We start from the raw sequence: 20,503 nt of genomic DNA on the forward strand, positions 1-20,503 counted from the left end.
ACAAGAAAGAGGGTAAAAGGAAAAGCCCTCTTTCATTTTTGGATATAAAAAAAACACTCTCCGTTATCTCAATTGAGTAACAAAAAATGATTTAATCTGGTGTTCCTGCTATACAATTTTTCATCGTTCCATCTCCATTGTTTCTTTTTTTCTACCCGATTTCTTTGTAGCCTTCGACTGCTCTACATTACCAGGCTCTGGCTCCTTTTCTTTTTCTTTATTATTCGTTTTTTTTCCGTTCAATGGCTGAAATTTTTTATCTACATCCATTTCCTTTGAAGTTGTAGACTGATTCACCGTTATTCCTTCTTTCCCAAGCTTCTCATCCACCTTGTTTTCTAATTTAACAACATGTTCCTGGCTTACCAGCTCATTATCAATCGAAACATACTTTGTTGTATAATATCGCTCTTCAGCTTTTACACGAGTGACAATACTATCAATATTAGCTGGTGTTTCTTCATATTGTGAACGTCTGTATGCTTCAAATTTTCGGCTTAAATCTTTATCTAATGTAGTTAAAGGCTGAATTTGTTGATCTAGAGAAGCAATAGGTGCATATCCATCTGTCTTCATTTCTTTATATAATTCCACTTCTTTTTCATTAAATGAGTAATCTTTTTGTCCCTCCGCTTTATCAACTAAGAGTCCATATCGTTCATCTTTTACGATTTCATCTAGACTCATATTTGCATCTTTTTCATACACAACAAATGACAAATTTACTCTTCCATCAAAGATAGAACTCTGAACCTTTTCATATAAATCTGGTTTCAAAATGTTATCTAAATATACATTTTCTCGTTTCCCGTTCTTTTCCATTAGGGAAACGTATAAATCGTTCCGATCTGTTTTATCTTGATTCCATACAGACAAATAATTGATATCTTTCGTAACGGCATCCATCATGTGGATTCTTGCAAGCTCTTCATCTTGTATACTGTTTGCTAATACTTCAATTGTAACTAAGTGGTTGGGTGTCTCTTTCGATTTTTCTAATGGATTTTCTTGTACTTTTTCCATCGGTATTTCTTTGTTATTTCTATAATTCATCACCTCATCTCGTAACGCTTGTTTTACTTCATCCGATAAATACCTTTTCTCGTTTAATACTTGTTCATACGGTGTCTTGTAGTCCCCATCCCCCATATCCAAACGATCCATACTTACAAGCTCCATTCTCCCAAAATCTCTATCTACTTCTTTTGGAATGGCAATATGATAACGAGTTTTATCATATGGTACGTATTCATCCCTTTCTCTTGCTTCCTCCTTTGCTTTTTCAATATTTGTAATGACTTCAGCCATTTTTTCATTGGCCTCTCCAAATGGAATCAACTGACTACCCTTAAAATTTTCGTTTTCGCTCCACTGAACTAACATAGTTGGACGATTTATTTCATCCTGATTGAGTGCTGCATACTTTTCTTGATTCGCTTCGTTAAATGCATCAATAAATTCTTTATCACTCAATTTTTCTGCGCCTTCTACGGGCTCAAACGCTCTGTTTCTATCCGCTTGTTCCCTTAACTCTGTAACGGAAACTAGCTCTTGTGTCGTGTTACTTAAACTCATAAATTCAACCAACAAAATATTTTTTTCATCCTGCTTTTCATTTCTATTTGCCATACTTTCCACCTCTTTTTCATTTATTTGTTCTTTGTCCTTTTCTAGTGTGTTTTCAATTGTTTCAATAAATTCAATTGAAGTTTCATGTACTTCTTTTAATAATTTCGTTTTATCCTTCATTTCTTTTCCTTGTGTCCAGTTCGCTAAATATCCTAACGAATATTCGCTTGTATCAATTCCAAAATAAGAAGAAACGGCATAAGCGGTCATCTCTGCTTGAAACTCTTTTTCTGGTGCTGTGTAATTCATATGTGTCTCTGCTGTATGAAGTTTGGCATGTGCCAATTCATGAAGAAGTGTTTTAACATTTTGTAATTCACTGTTTCTAGGATTCAAAGCAACCTCTTTTGTTAAGGTGTAACTAACTCCCTTTGCGACCCCAAGTTCTTGCTTCGGCTCAATAATTTTTACACCGTTTTTTTCCGCAATGGCTTCCATTCCTTTATACAAACTCTGGTAATCCGTAACGCTCCCTTCTAGCCAACGATTCGGAAAAATGCGAGGTAGATCTTCCGCTTTTGCGTTTGTTTGAGACAGGTCAAACACATGACCGACAGCAAAATATAAGCGACCTGGTTTCACTTCTACGCTTTTAGATTCAATTTGTTTTTTCTCTTGCTCACTCGCCTTTGTAACGGATTTCCATGTCCCATCTTTGTCTTTAAATCTTGCTACAGTTCGGTTTGGAACAAGGATCTGGATTCCTTTCTCGCCTTTCTTAACCGCAAACCCTTTTTCTTTCCAAAAAGAAAAGGAACCAACTGCACTGGCTCCCTCGAATTGACTCTGTATTAACGAAATATTTGATGGTGAATAGTGATAAAACTTTGCCATAAACGTTAGATACTCTTTTAAATCTCCCGGTGTACGAAAATAACCTTCTACGCTTTTTTCCATCTTTTTTGTTAAAGCCTGCACCGCTTCTTTCTTTTCTTCTGGTGATTTCGTTTGATACTTTTTCTTATAATTTTTACTCATGATCTTCTCCTACTCTTTCACTCGCTTTTTGCAATTCCTCCATTTCTTCTTCATTCCATCTCTCAGCTGTATCAAAGAAAAGCTCATGAGTTTTTACATTAACCGGAACTAACATATTTTCTTGATTCATGACATGAACTGCAAGTTCTTCCTCTTGTTCTCGTGTAATTTTGATTGTTAGTTCTTCCTCTTTCACAAGTAAAACAAGTTCACCTTCTCCAACCTCTTTGATGACCCCTAATGCGATATTTTCATGAAATAATAACATCCTACTAACCTCCTGTTTTTTTATTAAAAGAAACAATGTAGCTTACGTTACATTGTTCTTTGCTGCCTCATGATCTAAACGTTTTTGTCTTGCATTACTGATGCGTTCCGCTACGACTTCTTTTGCTATCTTCACACTTCCCATCTCTTGTTTATCAGTCGTAATAAGACTATCTACACCCTCTAAAAAGAAATAACCATTTAATAACTCAATTAAAATTTGCGTATTTCTATCCGCACTATTTGCACCAAGACGAATTTTTGTTAGTTCACTTTTCAACACATCATGTAGATTCTTTGATACAATTTCGGAAATATAATTCAATGACCATTCTGTATTTTTTGTTGCTTGATGTTCTCTACAAATCCTAACAATTGCTTCACCGTTATATCTGATATTGTGTTCTTCCATGTAGTCTTTAATATACGTATCTGTTTCTTCATCCAATGTAATTTGCATGCGAAAGTCTTTCATTTAATAACCCCTCTCATTTTGATATGCGGTTTCTTTTTGCATACGCTCATAATACTTTTGATTCTTCCAACTTTCATATTCACTTTTAAAAGCACGTTCCACTTTTCTCATAGAGTACTGAATGGATACATTCTGTTGAAATTTTTGAAACGGCTTTGATTTTTTCATGTGATGGATTCTCTTTTGTTCTTTATAATATGCCTTCATTTCTTGTAAAAAGGCGTTACCCATTCTTTTATACAAGTCATTAATTTTATTCGTCTTGTAATTTTCATATTGCTTCTTATCATACTTTCCTTCACCATATGCTTCTTTAAAAACTTGCACTTCTTTATCTAACTTTTGGAGAAATTGATCGTAATCTTTTTTATGATGATGTTGAATATATCGACTGCTTAATTCATCAATTTCCGGTTTCAATGGTTGAATCGTATTGTAGCTATATTGCCACTGTCTTTTATCACTTGGTAACTGTTTATAAATTCTTAAAAACAGTGGTTTCAAATGTTGATTGCGCCAATCAAAAACGGAATCCTCTTTTTTCCTTCCCACCATATTGTTTCGAATCAGATCATTAATTTGTTTTTGTTCCTGCTTACGATCTAACAGATTATTTACGACTTTCCCCTTCATCGCATCTAATGTTTTAGGTTTTCTTTTACCACGTTCTCTCGTTGGAAATGGCTCAACAGTTGCCACATGAATGTGAATATTATCCGTATTAAAATGAATGGTTGCCGACCAGATAGAGCTTTTTTCCACCCCCTCTCTTTTTTGCATTTCCTTCATCGCAAGCCGTGTTACATCCATTAACTTTTTTTCATCCAACGTTTTTGTTTTCTCATCATAAATTCCTTGTTTCTCTAACCAGGGATTATGAAAAGAAATGACATCTTGCCACATGATACTTCCATTCTCATGAGCGGTTTTAAACATTTCCTTTAAGGACTTTTTTTCACTTTCTGTTAAACGATTTGCGTGTTCCGTAAATAGTGCTGATGTTTTTTCTGAATCCCCCATGTAGTCTTGATACGTTTCGAACATTTTCGGATTCAGCTTCACTTCACTTTTCGCTTCCTCCCGATCTACATAATCAATATAGTTTTGAAAAGCATCCGAACTTGGCAACACAAATTTCGTTTTTAAAACAACACCCGGTGTGACGGAAGATTGAACAGGAATGGCATTATTCATTTTCAACATCCTGCATCATCATTTGAATAAACTCATTCATTTTTTCCATTGCGCTATAACAATCACTCATCATATGGATGTTCTTTTCAATGAGATTTTCCAATTCCATTTCTCTTTTATTTTGTTGCTGAAAAAATGCCAGCATTTCAATTTGAGCTTTCAAAAATTTTTGCCGGGATATTCCCTTTCTTTTTGCAATTTCATCTATTTTCTTTAAGGCAACTGGATCTATATCTCTTATTTTTAGATTCACAATTTCCGCTCCTTTCTGCAATTCTGGGTAGAGATCAAAAAATAGTGAGAAGAGCATAAGGGGTTTCTGCCCCCACCGAGGGTGTGGGGCTAGGCGGAGCCTAGCGAAACGGTGGGGGCAAGAAAAGCTTTTAGGTGTAGACTCACTCACGACCCAAAATCCTCTAATGTAGACTCACTCACGACTCATTTTTTCGTGATGTGGACTCACTCACGATACAAAATCCCCTGATGTAGACTCACTCACGACACGACTTTTTTCACTTTTTATTAATTTCTTGTGCCTTTTGCTCTAATTTTTTGATTTTATCCCGTGCAATTTTTTGTTCTCCTTTAAACAATTCAACGTTCTTTTCCGATGATTTTATTTTAGATTCTAAGGATGCTATTTTGGATTGTGTTTCTGTTTTTTCTGCTTCAGTTTGGTACTTCATTTCATCTTGTAATTCTTTTACCTTTTCATAAACTGTCTTCGCATTTTCTTCTTCCAGTTTGATTGCTTTCCCGTAATTTTTGATCTTTGTTTCGATATCCTTTTTGTCTCTTTCTATAAAATCTAGCTCATATGTTTTTTTATCTTCAGCTAACAATTCATCATTTGCTTTTGTTTTACTTTGATCGGTAAATATCGTCTGAACTAATTTATTCGGACTTTTTGTTGCTGCATTTTCTTCTTCATATTCATTAACATCTTGTGTGAATTTACGAATATCCATTTGTTCTTTTTCACCGTTTTTATTGTAAATATCGAAAGCTAACGCTCCCCAATTCGGAGATAACTCTTTTACTTCTACAACGTATTTTCCGTTCTCTTCATACAATACTTTGACAGGTAACTGAACACCTGGATTTGCTTTTTGCTGTGCCTTAAATGTATATCCTGTTTCCTCATATCCTTCTAATCGAAAGTAAATTTGTATAAAGTTTTTGTGTGGATTGTATTCCCTTTTTTCTACAATCAATTTCCCCATACCCGACAACTTAATTACTTTATTTGTCTCTGTATGGAATAGTTTTTCATCGTTTGGCATGTAAATTTTAGATGTCAAGAAAGCGAAAAATCCAAAAAATAGAAAGCTGATAATTGTTAGGTAGATCCACGACTTATTTTTTCTTAGATTGATTCTTTCACTCTTCTTACCAATTGCACCTATCACACTCTCACCCCACCTTTTTCGTTATAAAACTTTCATATTTAACTCTTCCACACTTGTAACTCGCCATGTTTCCTTATCTTTTTTCATGATAATTCGTAACACATTGTTTACTTTTTCTTCTCGGTTTTGCGTTGAATCTGTCGTGACATTTATAAATTCAGCTAACACATTTACCTCCTCTTTATCGGGTTCATTTTCTTGTAAATAAAACTTCATTTCTATTGGTTTCGTTTTATACGTATCTCCTAATTCGTATTTATCAGTTGGATAAAATTGTTGTAAAAGTTCTTCGCTCATAATGGATTTTGCCTTTTCTTTTCGCTCGCTGTACCCTTCTTTTTCTCTGTGAAATGATAATTGTATAAATGTTTCGGCTGTCGATAAGTATGCCCTTCTCTGTTGTTCCTGTGCGGAAGGAAGCACCTTATCTAGTCGTTTTTTTAAGTCTTCATTTTGTTTTGTTAGTAATTCATTTGAAAGTTTTAACTGTTTTTCTTTGCCATCACTCATTGACTTTTTGCTCAAATAGATATTAAAAGCTGTCACACCTACAACTAAAATGACAAACACAATAAACAAAAATTTTCGTTTATCTTTCATTCTTTCAGTCTCCCATTCCTTCTGTTTTTAGAACCTTCTTACATGACCAGAAAAGACTTTTTTCCAATACGGATTATTTAGATCTTCAATAGAAACACCTTTATTCGTTTGGCATCCTATGAACGTATTCTTATCAATTACAATTCCAACGTGTCCGTCATGTTTGTAGGTATCAAAGAAAATAACATCACCCGGTTTCATATCATTTGCTGATACTTTTGTACCAATTTTGTTTAATGTTTCCGTACTTACAGCTCCTATCGGACTGGTATACATCCCTACTTGTTCGAATGCCCAACGTACAAAACTTGAACAATCAAAAATCCCTCTTGCGATGTCATTCGTGTTACGTCCTCCACCAAATACATAGGTAGAACGTCCTATCCATTGGCGACCTACATCGGCAACTTTCGAACCGCTACTTCCGCCACTTCCTGGATTTCCTCCGCCACCAGAAACGACAGAACCTGGCTGATAATATTTTAAAACTGCGTCAACGTACAAAATATCGCCATAGCACGCTTGATATGGTACGGCTTCTGGTCTAAGGCAATGATACATTCCGGTATGTTTTACTTTTTGATACTGTTGTTGTGAAAATTTAATTGCTAATTCTTTCGTATACTTGCCACCATTTGCGCCAACAAAATCAAAAAATCCTGTCCCGAAATTGTAGGCTTGAAGGGCTGTTTTGATATGATCCATGTCCCCTGGACTCGTTACTCCAGCTCTTTCTATCGCATGTTTAAACTCCTGTACACCTGCCCAAATACTGTAATCTGGATCTGTAATACAGTTTGGTGATTTACAATACTTCGTATTAAATGCGCCTTCGGAACTCTGCATTGGATCGCTGCCACGCCCTCCGCTTTCTTGCATCATTTGAGCAAGCATTAAAGCGACAAACGGTTCCACCCCAAAGGCTTTCGCATGCTTCCGAATCGTAGGTTCCCATTTTAGAACTTCAGGCGAAACATTCATGACTTGCCCTTCACCTGTATACGTAATATCACCTGCGTCTGTTCCGCTATCGCTCCCCATCGCTGCAATAAAAATGCTTAAGATTCCAAGTAAAAGAAAAGAAAAAAGACCCATCACAAGTAGTGCTAAAGTGATGAGCCATTTCTTTGGTATAACCTTTAAAACTAGATGCATGGTATTAAGCACCTCCCCCGAATAACATCAATTCTTCATCTGTTACTTCTACATGGAAGTGAATGTTTTTTACAGCCCCAATACTTAAAATGACATCCCCTGTTGGTAAATGTGGAATCGCTGCAATTTCACTTTCACTTAACTGTCCTGCAAATACTTTTCGTAACATATCTAAACTGTTATTATCTTGCTGCATAATAAATTTGTACTGTGTAAGTTCAAATAACTTTTTAATTTCATCAATCATTTCTTGTGAAGATCCTTCCGGTACAAAATCCCGAATCGTGTGGCTTGCATATAAAAGCCCTGCAAAATATTTTCGATCTTCTCGGCTAAATTTAGTTAAAAATTGTAAAGCATGAGCGCTTTCTTTTTTCGTGTTTATGATATGATGCGCCTCGTCAATAATAATGAAATAACGAATTACATCTTCAAAAGCAAGTTGTTGTTTCGTATATGCCTCTAATTGTGGCGCACCATTGGATATCATTTCATCCCATATTAAATTAAAAACATTAAAAATTTGCGCTTGGAATACTTCCGGTTTAAAATTTGAAATGTTTCGTAAGGAAAACGATACAACTTGTTCTTTTTTAAAGTTTTCAATAGTGGAATGACCATCAAATAATTGTGCATATGCTTCTACTAAATTTACAAGATTTAATTCAATCAACTCTAAACGATGTTTTCTGCTTTCTCCTAAATTCTCATGGTGTTTTCTACTTTTTACATTCTCATATAATTCATCACGAACAAAAGATAAAAAGTTTGAGAAAATGGGATACTCATTTGGTTTTCTTGTTGTAATTTCATTTTTCGCTCCTTTTTCGTCATTCCATAATCCCATTCGAATATATAATTTACGAAGCAAGTTTTCATATTCTTTAATTTCATCATCTTTTGCTTCTGGCGCAATGAATCGATAAAAAATTGTCAATTTAGATAAATGTTGAGTGAAACTAACTTCTTCAAGTTCTGCTGTCTTATATACTTGAAGTGGGTTAATTTGACCTTGTGAACCATCTAATGCAATTGTTTTCCCGTTCAGATCACGTACTGTTTCCTCAAATTCACCAACAATATCAAAAATACGAATAAAATGCCCTTTACTTGCATAGTCTACTGATTTCTTTTTTAGTAATGTTGATTTTCCAGCACCAGGCTTTCCAATCATTACACCGTTATAAAACTTTCTTTGTTCGTCTTTATGAAAAATATCAAAAATAACATTTCCTTTTGTTTTCGTTGTTCCATAATACGTACCGTATGGATCGTGCAAATAAGAATAATGAAACGGACACCCACCAGCCAAACTGACTGCCGGAATTTCTTTCCCTTTTCTTCGGTTCACATAATTTTTTTGTGTATCAAAGCTTGTTACGAGTGCATCCCACTCATACTCTTGTTCATTTAAAAAAACAGCTCCACGAAAGTTATAAGACTCTAATGTTTCCATGATTTCTTTTACTTGTTTTTCTAACTCATCTAACGTTCTAGCGGAAACATAGATACGGATATGAATACGTTTCATGACCTCACCTTGTTTCAAATCCGTATAGAGAGCTTCCAACTCTAAAAATTCATTTTTCGCATCAATCCGATCTATATTATCCTTTGCTGTATCATGCCGAACACTTTGTTCACTCATGGATTTATTAATCGATTCAACGACTTCTTTTCGGTCATCACTCATGACATCTAATGTCGTAATCACATTGGGCATATTCATAATTTGCTCTAACCAAAAATCATTTACCTCTGTTGGAAAGTCAAAAACATGAATACAAGTAGCAAATCCATCACCTGTTTGCACATAGCTTTCTTTAAAGCTGATTCCCCCTTGTGGCTGAACTCTAGCCACTAAATAAGGGTTGTAACCTTTCTTCTTTTTTAGTTCTTCTTGTTTTTCCTTTTTGGATTTTTTACTTTTGAACGCAAACATCTTGTTTCCCCCTTACTACCATATATTTTTCGTTCCTAATTTTGCATTTTGATTAAACAATTTAAACATAAGCTCTAACTTTTTCTCTTCATCCACATCTAATAGTTCGGTAGAGCGTTTAATATACCGCTTTGCTGCATCTACACGTTCTTTTACGATCAATTCCGTTTCTCCGTAAATGAATAAGAAGGCTTCCCGATTTGTTCTGCCCCATTCTAAAAACTGCAGTTCTTTTAACTTCTGATTTAAAATCCGCTCATACAAAGGACTGGTACATTCTTTAATTTTCTTCTCTATATAACTTTGTTGTTCAGTTGTTTGACATGGGAAGTTTAAAAAAACGAGTTTAATGGACTGTTTGTAGGCTTGATAAAAATAAGCATGTGAGAAAATAACAAATGCTTGCTCGTCGCTATTCTTAGAGAACATATCGTCACCTTCCACTTGAAGAATTTCTAAAAACTCCTCATTTTTCAGTTCAAATATGCCATCCTGTGTCATGTCTACAATTTGCATAATTTCCGCAATACTTTTCTTTACCTTTGGTGGTGCTTCTTTCTTTTTTCTAGATAAAAAACCTAACAGTTTTGGATTTTTCTTTTTCGAAACGTCTTTCTTTGGCTTTTCTTTCTTCTGTTTTTTTACTTTTGGTTCTACCTTTGTTTTTTCTTCTTTCTTTTTGTCGGGTACCACCTTCACAATTTCTTTTGGTTCAGAAATTGATTCTTTTACATTTTTTTCGTTAAATCGAAATGTATTTTTCTTTGGTCTTTCTAGTTGTTTTGGCTCTTCTTTCTCTACATCTTTTTCGCTGAATAACGCCATATGTGATCCCTCCCTTATTGATCGTTATCAATGGCGCAATATGCACCTTTTCTTCTTAGCAATGTAATAATCAACACTTCATACATTCGTTTTTGAGGATTCGTACTTGGACGCCAAATCATGATAATTGCAATAACTGCCATGAAAATAACAAATGGTAATTGAAAGGAATCATGTACAAAATTCCTAAGAATCATCGTTACAACTAATAAGCCAATTAATAAAAAGAAATCTATTAAATAAAGCACTTTATTAATCCGTAATTCTGTACTGATTTCCTTCGGAATCCGATAGCTTCTCATCGGGATTCCCTCCTTTTCGACAATAAAAAATAAGCGTACGCTTATTTTTTATCTGTATTATTTTTATTTTTGTTTACAATATCTCTCCAACTTTTACCCGTGTTTTGCCCCATCTCATAAAAACGCTTTGTATTCTGTACCGTTTCAGAATTATGAATGCGTTCTTGTACTCCTCTTACCTTTTGTTTCACGGATGATGTTGTATTTTTAACTTTATCAGTTGTATATTGTCCTAATGTCCGTGTTTCCTGACTTCTACTTGCTGCCACTTCCTTATCACTTTCATAAGGAATAATTGGGCTACTATGTGTCACCGTTACATTGTCGGCTGATGCCGGACTTCCTCCACTTGGTACTGATCTTGGTGTTTCCACTGACGCCGGACTTCCTCCACTTGGTACTGATCTTGGTGTTTCTACTGGTGCCGGGCTTCCTCCACTTGGTACTGATCTTGGTGTTTCCACTGACGCCGGACTTCCTCCACTTGGTACTGATCTTGGTGTTTCTACTGGTGCCGGGCTTCCTCCACTTGGTACTGATCTTGGTGTTTCTACTGGTGCCGGGCTTCCTCCACTTGGTACTGATCTTGGTGTTTCTACTGGTGCCGGACTTCCTCCACTTGGTACTGATCTTGGTGTTTCTACTGGTGCCGGACTTCCTCCACTTGGTACTGATCTTGGTGTTTCTACTGGTGCCGGGCTTGATGTTTGACCTCCTTCACTTGCTCCTTGCCTTACTGTTCCTGGTGTTTGACCTCCTTCATTTGCTCCTTGTCTTACTGTTCCTGCTGTTTGACCTCCTTCACTTGCTCCTTGTTTTACGCCTCCTGGTGTTTGACTTCCTTCACTTGCTCCTTGCCTTACTGTTCCTGGTGTTTGACCTCCTTCACTTGCTCCTTGCCTTACTGTTCCTGGTGTTTGACCTCCTTCACTTGCTCCATTTGATTTTCCAGCTTCTTTCATTTCATCTTGAAGACTTGTTGTTCCCGATTCTTGCCCATTCGCTATCCCTGGGTTTTCGTTCCCCCCTTTTTTCATGTCTTCTTGAATAGATGGCATACCACCATTCTTTTTATCTTTTTCCTTATTTAAGTTACCTTTTTCTTTTTCCTTATTTGCTACATCATTTCCATTTGCTTTCTTCTCACCAGCTTTTTTCATTTGATCTTGCAATGAATCTTTATTTTCAGATTCATTTCCATTTTTTAAGCCACTTATGAGGCCAGCCATTCCACCTGTTGCCATCGCTGCCGCACTTGCTGTTTTAGCTGCTGCAACACCAGTTCCTTGCGCTGCACCTTTCGCTCCTTTTCCAATCATATTTCCTAGACCCTTCATTGGTTTTGAACTTGCAAGACCAGCGATTCCTTTACCAAGTGCGTAACCACCTACTAACATGCCCCAACTACTCTTTAATCCAATATCTATACCGAATAACCTTTCTACGACTGCCGGACCATCTAGAACTGCCATACTAAATGCCGCTAATGCAATCAGATACGGTACACCACTTAGTTTGTCATGTAGAAACGCCGTTCCCATTATATATAGCTTCAAAGAAAGGAATATCATAATCGTTGCTATAAATATATTGAGGATATTGGATAATACGGCTTTTAACTTTTGACCATTCGCAACATCGGCTGGTGCTATTATGTTCACCAACAAGTAGTTAAATGCCAATTCATAAAATAACCTAGCTAATTTAATACTCACCAATAACAAAGTTAATCCTGTTATCAGTAAAGTAAAGAATATATTCCAAAAATTCCAATGCCAGCGATAATACTTTTCTGGAAAGAAATCAAACCACCCATCTTTTAGTTCAGCTAAAGATGCAACTCCTAATGCATCCATCACCCTTTTATTCTGTAGGATTTTTTGACCACCATCTGATAAATCCTTGTCTTTCGTAAATTTGAAATCGGAATCAATTTTTTCTGTAATATCTATTTGTCTAATATTTTTTTCAGGAATATTATTTTTCGGATTCAAATCTTCTTTCTTTTTCCATCCATTTTGATCTATTACTGCTATATCTGTTATGTTCTTCTTAATAATTTCATCACTTAAGGAACCTTTTTGTTCTGATTTTACAACTGCTATGGCATCATCGGTGAACTTATCAACCTTTGTCATACCAGTACTTAATAAACAAAGTACACTCAGTGTTATGAAAATATTGATGATAATTTGAGAACGGTTCATTTGTTTGTTCATAATGAACATGTAGCCAATATATAAAAACGATATGGCTAAAAGAACGACAAACAATGGATATAACATATCAACAAAATTTTGTATTTCTGGTGAATTAAAGAACCCCTTAATCCCCAGTATGGCATCTGTCACACCTTCTAAAGCATCTACAACTAAAGATAAGCCTACAATTAGGAACCATCCTAGCCAACGTAATACATAATTCACGATGTCTCCTACTTGAAGATAATCCGAGAACGATTCTAAAACCTTTAAAATCTCTTCATCTTTCACTATTTACCCTCCTCTCATGCTTGCTATTGCCCTAATACTTCTTTTGCTGTCCAATTCACTCTCTCATTTAGTCTGTCGATACGAATAATCAATTTCCCTTTTTGTTCCCGATCTACTGAAAGGAAAAGAACCGCATCTTCTAGACCAAGAATGACCTCATTTTCTTCTGTCACAAATGGCGAGTAGCTATCTAAAATCAATTGCATTTTATCCGTTATTGTCGGTACACCCATTACCTATTCCCCCTTTATATTTGGATTCAAAAAAGCACTCAATCATTTGAGTGCTTTCTAACTTGTTACTTGTTCTTTTTCTTCTAAATCACGCAAGGTTCGATTAATCTTGTTTTCGACTGCTTGATAAACACTTTTGTCGATGTGGTCATTGTGAGCTAACATTTGAAATTCACTGTAAAACTCGCCCATTTCTTGATTTTCCACTTCATCTATTGATTTGCCTAACTGTGCTAAAAAGAACTTATCAACCAGTTTCAAAAACGCTAAATCAGATTCGAAAAATTCGTTAACCGTTTTTCCTTTCCAATTTTCAATAGAGAGGGAATCAAACGGGCTATCTTCCTGTTGAAACGCCTCTTCCGGAATCTCTTCATCAATTCCCATCATTGTTGGTTCTTCTACTGGCTGCGGTTTCTCTATTTGGGAAGAAGCTTCTTGTACTTGTTCTGGTTCTGGTTCTAATTCTGATGTTTTTTTCTCAATTTGTTCTGCTTTTCTCTCTCCTAGAAAATCAACAATAAGTGATTTTGGATTTACATCATCATGTAGAGAATCAATATCTATATCTAAAATAGATTTATCTGTATCGAACTCTACTCCTAAGTACTCCCATCTGTATTTTAAGGCTGTTTCCCCCGTATTATAAATCGGGCGAGGTCTAATCCGTTTTCTGTTATTATCCTGACGTTTTATGACACGAATAACGGCACTTTCTCCTTCTTTAAAATTCATAAGTTCATTTGATGTTAACAATGGGCGTTGATCTAGACCTTCCGTTTTATTTTTATCAGTAGAAAGACCTTTTCCACTTCGGGAAGGTAGGTTAATTGTCTGATTCCCTAGTTTTTTGGACACTTTTTCGGCGGTTTCTTGATCGTTTGTTAGAATGTAGATCGTATTCCCACAGTTTCCATCAATGGTATCTGCATCCTCACCATACTTATTTTTTAATTGTGCATATGCTTGGATTACAAGATTAAAGCGAACATTTCTACCGAGACAAACCGTGATAATATTCGCCATTCCTTCAATACTCGGCATATTTCCAAACTCATCTAGGCAAAAAACCACCTCACGGTGACATTTCCCTCCACGAGCGAGGGATGCACCCTTAGCCAATATAAAATAAAGCTGCCTTACAAAAATAGAAGCAATCACATGATTCGAAGAATCAAAGTCTGGTGTAATCATAAAAATAGCCACTGGTTTATCGAAATAATCCACTTTTGTTACTTCCATATCTTCATTTTTTTCTACTACTTTAAATTCTGTATGACCCGTTTTCCCATCTATTTTTGTAATAGAAATAGATGTTTTCGTTTGAGGATTTTCCTTTTCAATACATTGAATGGTATCTCCAACTTTTATTACTTGTTTAAAATCTAATGCAAAACGTCCTGTAATATCTGCTTTGATAGACTCCTTTGAGCCATCTGGAAATACAATTTCTACTCGTTTTCTAGGTGTTACTTTCCCTTTTATCGTTTTTCCAAACCCTACACGTTTTAAATCCACACTATTTTTCGCTGTCATTTTAACGATTTCATCAAATGTAAAAATAGAAAGTCCATTCATTGTTTGGGTGAAAATTCCGCCTCGTGTTGTTCCTTTTGAGAAGTTTGAGGTTGCATATTGCATTTTCGCAACGCTATCTGCTGGCAAACCTTCAAAGTATAAATCTAATGCATTTTGTGGATCAGCTTCCGGATCTACGATTACCTCTTTTGAACCAAGTTCTGATAACATATTTGCAACTGCATACATTGTAATTTTTTCTTCTGTTCCTTCCGCAATACATTTATCTGTAACGGCTAATATCATGGCGTTACACAAGCTCATAGCGCACTGTTGCCAAAAAGGATCTTTTACAGTTGGGTTGTAATACAAAGTGTGAGAAAGTGTTTTACAAAGTGCTTGTGCTGTTGAATAGTCTCCATCTTTATAAGCATCTTTGACAAGCTGCAATAAGTTATAACTCATAGAATCAAGTGGGTTTAACAAATTCAAGACTTCAATGTGATACCCTCGTTTTTCCAATGTTTCTTTTGAAGCACTAAATAGTTCGCCCTTGGGATCGTTCAGTATTAATGATGGTTTATGTTCCGCTCTAGAATAGACATCAATTGTAGGAAATACATAAGTTTCCCCTTTACCAGAACGTGTTGTACCAATAATTAAATTGTTTACTGGGCTATCATCAATGAATACCTTGTCACCTAATCGAGAGATAACAACACCACCTCCACCTTTAAATGATTCCTCTCGATCTGGTACAGCTCGATATTGCTTTTTCAGCTCTTCAACTGTTGTAAAACGACTAGATCCTTTCTGATGATTATTTAAGTTTTTAAAGGAAGATTTCAATTTGTACACTGTTCTCGCTATAGTTCCAATCACTACAAGGAAAACAAGCAAGTAGTAAACTGGGTGTTCTGCAATTGGCATCTGAAAAAGAAATCCTACCTCCATATGAAATGGTTTGGGATGTAATAAATCACTAAATGTTGTTTCTATCAGCTCTAAAGATAAGTTGAGTAAAAAATTAGCGATTAAAAACATTCCAACAAACAAAAAAGCACTCAATGGAATGAGTACTTCTTTTTCAGCTAATTTATATTTGATTGATATCTTTTCACTATACATATCAAAGCATCACCTCTGTTCAATCTAGCCACACGTATTACTTCTTTAAGCCAAAGCCCGAATCATAATTATATTTTTCATACTCTGTTATCTTATCGAAATTATTCGATACATCTAAAGATATGATATACCCAAATTTCTTAGTAATTTGGGCATCTGATGGCATTTGTTGAAAACTTGCTACTACTTTTATATCGGAATCCTTCATTTGTTGGAGAAAGTATATAAAATCTTCCTGACATAAATAATTGGTTTCATCTACAATTACGTATTCATATTGTTTAGCTATATTTATCACATCTTCTGTAATTTTAAAATTCCCATCCCCCTCATTCGATTCACAATCCAAGTGTTGTAAAGTCGCATTACCCTCTGTTTGCTTCCCGAATGCTTCGTCTTCGTATTCCCTCAGTGGATCTAACACTAAAACTTTTGATAAACTTAAAGCCATTTTCTTCAATTCCCTCGTTTTCCCTGTTCCCACTCGACCTACCACCATTAAACTTTTATCTAGACTTGAAATTTGCACTAAATTTGTACTATTAACAAACATCTATATGCCCCCTTTCAAATTAAAAAGGTACTCTTTTTATGAGTACCTTTTTGGCAATATCAGTTGGTTTTTTCTTTATTTACTCGCTACCATCTTTTCATTTTGTTTCAGAACCGGCTTTTCTTGATTCGTTGGTTTCTCTGGATCTGTTGGTTTTTCTGGATCTGTTGGTTTCTCTGGATCTGTTGGCTTCTCTGGATCTGTTGGCTTCTCTGGATCTGTTGGCTTCTCTGGATCTGTTGGCTTCTCTGGATCTGTTGGCTTCTCTGGATCTGTTGGTTTCTCTGGATCTGTTGGCTTCTCTGGATCTGTTGGCTTCTCTGGATCTGTTGGTTTCTCTGGATCTGTTGGCTTCTCTGGATCTGTTGGTTTCTCTGGATCTGTTGGCTTCTCTGGATCTGTTGGCTTCTCTGGATCTGTTGGTTTACCTGGATCTGTTGGTTTTTCCGGCTCTGTCGGTTTCTCTGGATTTGTTGGTTTTTCCGGCTCTGTCGGTTTCTCTGGATTTGTTGGTTTTTCCGGCTCTGTCGGTTTCTCTGGATTTGTTGGTTTTTCCAGTTCTGTCGGTTTCTCTGGATTTGTTGGTTTTTCCGGTTCTATAGGTGGCTTTGGTTTTTCTGTCCCTGTATCTTCCGTATTCCCATTCTCACCCTCCGTTATAATTGGTGGGTTCACAATTTCATCTGGTTTCTTCTCTGGTGGAAGAATATCTCCTATACTCGCTACTGAAGAATCAATATTTTGATCGCCAAATGCAAAATGATCTCCATTCACGCTGACTTGTGGCTTATTATCCGTAATAGCTGCAATCACATTATCTTTTGTTGTATCTTGGAGTGTTTTATCTGTTGTTTCTTTATCAAAGAGTGCTAGAACACGAGATGTGGTTTCATCCCCATTTTGAAGATTACTTACAATAGATTTTTCTTTAAAATTAATTTTTGATTTATCCAGTTCTTCGAGTACATAAGCAACTTCATTATCCTTACTTTGAATTGCGTTTTCTGTAATTGCTTCAAAATCATGTTTGTTCAGATCTTCTTTCTTTTCATCTGGCTTATTCTTATCTACCTTTTTTGTAATAGCTGTTTTACTTTTTGATGATTCCTTACTTCCAAACCAACTGCACCCTGTCGTACTCAATATCAACGAACCACCTAGAAAAACTATTCCCATTTTTTTGTACAGATTCTCATAATTTAAAGGCATGTTATTCTCTCCCCCTTAGATGTTCTGTATATCTTTATCAATTTTTTCAATCTTAGCTTTCTTTTCTTCTTCACTTATCGTAGATTGTTGAATATCTCGTTTCTCTAATTCTTTGACCTCTTTCATTACGTTTTTATTTCCTTGCGTTTTGGCAAAAGAATAACAATCTTCATATTTTTTTAGATGTACAAAAGCTTCAACAATGAGCTTTTCACGTCTACCGTCCATATTAACTTTCCCTTTAAGCTTGATTACCTCCTCATATTTCTTATTAAGTGCTGCTTTTTCAAAGTCGATTACATCATTTTTGACATCAATTTCATTGATTTTATTCATGTTGTCTATCCCAATAAAATAAGCAACAACACTTTCTGCAAATTTCGGCTCATATTGTAATGCCTTATTTGCCTTTCCATTTAATAAATAAGTAAATAGAACTGCCTTCTGACTATCTTTATCTAATTCTGTGTAATCGACCTTATCGAAGTATTTAACGGCTTCTCCATACTGTTGAATGGCTGCCTGTTGTAATCCTTTTACTACATATTGTTCAGAGCCAGCATTTGCACTCGAAACTGGCCCTGAAGAGAATAACTTAAAGGCAAATATGGCACCAGCTCCAATTAACACCATGCTTCCTATAACACTCGCAATAATCTTAAATCCTTTTCTATTTTCCTTTCCAGGCTTTACTTGTTGCTCTATTTCATTCGATGGACTATAAGAGGGTTCTCCCTTCCTTTCTGGTGATTCTTCTTGATATTCATATTCTTCATGAAAAGGAGATTCATTGATTTCTCTTTCTAATGTTTCTAACAGCTCCTTCTTTTGTTCCTCTTGTTCCGGATCTAATTGCATCACATTCATTTTTTTAGAAATGTGATCAAAAATATGATCTGCATATCTCGAACCAAGTGATAACGTACCGTTATAAATTTCATTGGAATGACCATCTAACAAATCGAAATCAATATGTTCTTGCCGCCCTGCCTCTCTATAAACTCGTTCTAATCGCTTCGTTAAGATATAAGCTTCATGAAACGAATATTGCTTACCCGACTCAATTTCTGTTCCATTACTACTCTTAAAAATGACAAACATAGCTTCTCCTCTCTCTCATTTACTTTAAATTCCATGAAAAAAGGCAACAAAAAAAGCCATACCCTTTGCATAGCCTCCTCATTGCCTTAATTATATTTTTTCACTAGTTCATCCAGAAAAACGGGAATAAGATTTGACCAAATTTAATATTACTCGTTACGCTCTCTGATAAGTACATGCATCCCATTACGATAACGAGTCCGGCTGCCCCACCAATAAACCACCAAACACATTTATGTCTTCCTCGTTCACCACCCCAAATTAAAAGATAAGCGCCCCAGCAAAATACAATCGCTGTACTAACCTGTGCTCCTCTTTGCATCCATGTAATAAATGAAATTCCTGTATTAACTAGGCCATCCATCGCATCACCTAACACTAACATTTGAGATAATGTTTCCAACATTGACATATACATTCACTCCCTTTTCATTTTTAAATGCTTATACATTACTAAGCTGACTTGATTCATTCGCCTTACTGTATTCCTTTACTTCTGTTGATGTTGCTTTATAAGCCTGTAAAGCTTTCATTACTAAATCTTGATTTTCTTCAATGTATTTCTGATGATGTAAATGAAGCCAATGGTTATAATCCTGACCATTGGCTCTTAATAGGTTTGCTACCATATCTTTTTCTTTTTTTAATTCCCTCTGTGTAATCGCCACTATATCACCACCTTTCAATGATTATGTGATTACTTCTGATATTGCTCTTTGCAATTTTGAACAAAATAGGTTACTTCCTTTTCAAGTTCCGAAAGTTTATCACTTGTAAATTTAATCTCTTTTTTTACCTTACCTTTTTCATAATATGCAAGAGTATCCCTTCTTTGCGATAATCCCCAATCATGAGGGTTACTTGTACTTGGAATATCGTCACGATTTTCATCTAAACCTTTTACTTCAATCTTTTCTTTTTCAGCTATTTTTTTTACAAGGAAGATCCAATCTTCACTATGCCTCATGTTAGACGTTAGCATAACAAAACCTGTGCCATCCTCACTCATGAACTTCTTCATTTCTAACGGACTAAGTCCCATTACTTCCCCTTTTCCCGAACTAAAGACAAATGTTGAACCAATACCAATTGCAATTAACAGTCCAACAACAGCGGAAATGATCCACCCTTTACGACTCATGTATGTTCCTCCCTATATCAAATTTTTACAAGCGATTTTGAAGTGTGATGAGACACATTTAAACTTAAACATCTGTCTTTATTTCATAACATTTATCGTTTTCCGACAGAAGACTCCTTCCTCAAAAATGTGAAGGTGTGAAACACCAATTTTAGGTGGGAGATGATTGTCGGTTGGCATAGGCCAACATGTTTGCTATCATTTACTTGTACAGATTGCTCTTTGAAAACTAAAGATATGAGGTTGGTTGCAGAAAAACGTTGCAACCGTAAAATCTTCAACGTTCTATCGCCCACACTTGCCGAAGTTGCGAAAACCAAGCTAAAGTAGGGAGTGTGGTGCGTCAACGTAC

20 protein-coding genes are annotated in these 20,503 nt (G+C 35.7%); all 20 read right to left on the reverse strand.

The window, feature by feature from the left end; genetic code table 11:
* Window positions 1-120: 120 nt before the first annotated feature.
* The 20 genes from A6J74_RS00170 to A6J74_RS00265 all read right to left on the reverse strand — a co-directional run bounded on the left by A6J74_RS00170 (window position 121) and on the right by A6J74_RS00265 (window position 20,151).
* Window positions 121-2,607, reverse strand: coding sequence for an LPD25 domain-containing protein (locus tag A6J74_RS00170; protein ID WP_080609130.1), 2,487 nt, complete (start codon window positions 2,605-2,607; stop codon window positions 121-123).
* On the reverse strand, window positions 2,600-2,875 hold the full coding sequence (locus A6J74_RS00175; protein WP_080609132.1) for a hypothetical protein: 276 nt from the start codon (window positions 2,873-2,875) through the stop codon (window positions 2,600-2,602). The genes A6J74_RS00170 and A6J74_RS00175 overlap by 8 nt, the downstream gene beginning before the upstream one ends.
* Before the next feature lie 42 nt (window positions 2,876-2,917).
* Window positions 2,918-3,349, reverse strand: coding sequence for a hypothetical protein (locus A6J74_RS00180; protein ID WP_080609134.1), 432 nt, complete (start codon window positions 3,347-3,349; stop codon window positions 2,918-2,920).
* Window positions 3,350-4,543: a MobP2 family relaxase gene (gene mobP2, locus A6J74_RS00185; RefSeq protein WP_080609136.1), complete on the reverse strand. Its 1,194-nt coding sequence runs from the start codon at window positions 4,541-4,543 to the stop codon at window positions 3,350-3,352.
* Complete coding sequence (locus tag A6J74_RS00190; protein ID WP_031312453.1) at window positions 4,536-4,796, reverse strand: hypothetical protein; 261 nt, start codon at window positions 4,794-4,796, stop codon at window positions 4,536-4,538. Before A6J74_RS00190 ends, mobP2 begins: the two co-directional genes overlap by 8 nt.
* Before the next feature lie 259 nt (window positions 4,797-5,055).
* Window positions 5,056-5,952 carry a hypothetical protein gene (locus A6J74_RS00195; protein ID WP_000578557.1) on the reverse strand — a complete coding sequence of 299 codons (897 nt, stop codon included), beginning with the start codon at window positions 5,950-5,952 and terminating at the stop codon, window positions 5,056-5,058.
* Window positions 5,953-5,973: 21 nt separating this feature from the next.
* Window positions 5,974-6,552, reverse strand: coding sequence for a hypothetical protein (locus A6J74_RS00200; protein WP_000653474.1), 579 nt, complete (start codon window positions 6,550-6,552; stop codon window positions 5,974-5,976).
* A gap of 27 nt (window positions 6,553-6,579) precedes the next feature.
* Window positions 6,580-7,707, reverse strand: coding sequence for a bifunctional lytic transglycosylase/C40 family peptidase (locus A6J74_RS00205; RefSeq protein WP_080609138.1), 1,128 nt, complete (start codon window positions 7,705-7,707; stop codon window positions 6,580-6,582).
* 4 nt (window positions 7,708-7,711) lie between these two features.
* Window positions 7,712-9,649, reverse strand: coding sequence for a VirB4 family type IV secretion system protein (locus tag A6J74_RS00210; protein WP_080609140.1), 1,938 nt, complete (start codon window positions 9,647-9,649; stop codon window positions 7,712-7,714).
* Between the two features lie 15 nt (window positions 9,650-9,664).
* Window positions 9,665-10,474, reverse strand: coding sequence for a hypothetical protein (locus A6J74_RS00215; protein WP_098155514.1), 810 nt, complete (start codon window positions 10,472-10,474; stop codon window positions 9,665-9,667).
* A gap of 14 nt (window positions 10,475-10,488) precedes the next feature.
* Window positions 10,489-10,776, reverse strand: coding sequence for a DUF5592 family protein (locus A6J74_RS00220; RefSeq protein ID WP_001258275.1), 288 nt, complete (start codon window positions 10,774-10,776; stop codon window positions 10,489-10,491).
* A gap of 41 nt (window positions 10,777-10,817) precedes the next feature.
* Window positions 10,818-13,268 (reverse strand): pLS20_p028 family conjugation system transmembrane protein, encoded by a 2,451-nt coding sequence (locus tag A6J74_RS00225; RefSeq protein ID WP_105299417.1) that lies wholly within the window; start codon window positions 13,266-13,268, stop codon window positions 10,818-10,820.
* 23 nt (window positions 13,269-13,291) lie between these two features.
* Window positions 13,292-13,501 carry a hypothetical protein gene (locus A6J74_RS00230; RefSeq protein WP_000538815.1) on the reverse strand — a complete coding sequence of 70 codons (210 nt, stop codon included), beginning with the start codon at window positions 13,499-13,501 and terminating at the stop codon, window positions 13,292-13,294.
* Window positions 13,502-13,558: 57 nt separating this feature from the next.
* On the reverse strand, window positions 13,559-16,147 hold the full coding sequence (locus tag A6J74_RS00235) for a VirD4-like conjugal transfer protein, CD1115 family (protein ID WP_080609142.1): 2,589 nt from the start codon (window positions 16,145-16,147) through the stop codon (window positions 13,559-13,561).
* A gap of 37 nt (window positions 16,148-16,184) precedes the next feature.
* Window positions 16,185-16,700: a hypothetical protein gene (locus A6J74_RS00240; RefSeq protein WP_080609144.1), complete on the reverse strand. Its 516-nt coding sequence runs from the start codon at window positions 16,698-16,700 to the stop codon at window positions 16,185-16,187.
* A gap of 75 nt (window positions 16,701-16,775) precedes the next feature.
* On the reverse strand, window positions 16,776-17,843 hold the full coding sequence (locus A6J74_RS00245; RefSeq protein ID WP_255410430.1) for a hypothetical protein: 1,068 nt from the start codon (window positions 17,841-17,843) through the stop codon (window positions 16,776-16,778).
* Window positions 17,844-17,924: 81 nt separating this feature from the next.
* On the reverse strand, window positions 17,925-19,010 hold the full coding sequence (locus A6J74_RS00250; RefSeq protein ID WP_080609148.1) for a hypothetical protein: 1,086 nt from the start codon (window positions 19,008-19,010) through the stop codon (window positions 17,925-17,927).
* Window positions 19,011-19,113: 103 nt separating this feature from the next.
* The gene (locus tag A6J74_RS00255) at window positions 19,114-19,422 is read right to left on the reverse strand and encodes a hypothetical protein (protein ID WP_000062192.1); all 309 of its coding nucleotides are present in this window, start codon (window positions 19,420-19,422) and stop codon (window positions 19,114-19,116) included.
* 31 nt (window positions 19,423-19,453) lie between these two features.
* Entirely contained in the window at window positions 19,454-19,678 is a 225-nt protein-coding gene (locus A6J74_RS00260) for a hypothetical protein (protein ID WP_001018800.1), read from the reverse strand.
* A 29-nt stretch (window positions 19,679-19,707) separates the two neighbouring features.
* Window positions 19,708-20,151 carry a hypothetical protein gene (locus A6J74_RS00265; RefSeq protein ID WP_080609149.1) on the reverse strand — a complete coding sequence of 148 codons (444 nt, stop codon included), beginning with the start codon at window positions 20,149-20,151 and terminating at the stop codon, window positions 19,708-19,710.
* Window positions 20,152-20,503 lie beyond the last annotated feature (352 nt).

The organism is Bacillus sp. FDAARGOS_235, assembly GCF_002073415.2.
GTDB lineage: Bacteria > Bacillota > Bacilli > Bacillales > Bacillaceae_G > Bacillus_A > Bacillus_A toyonensis.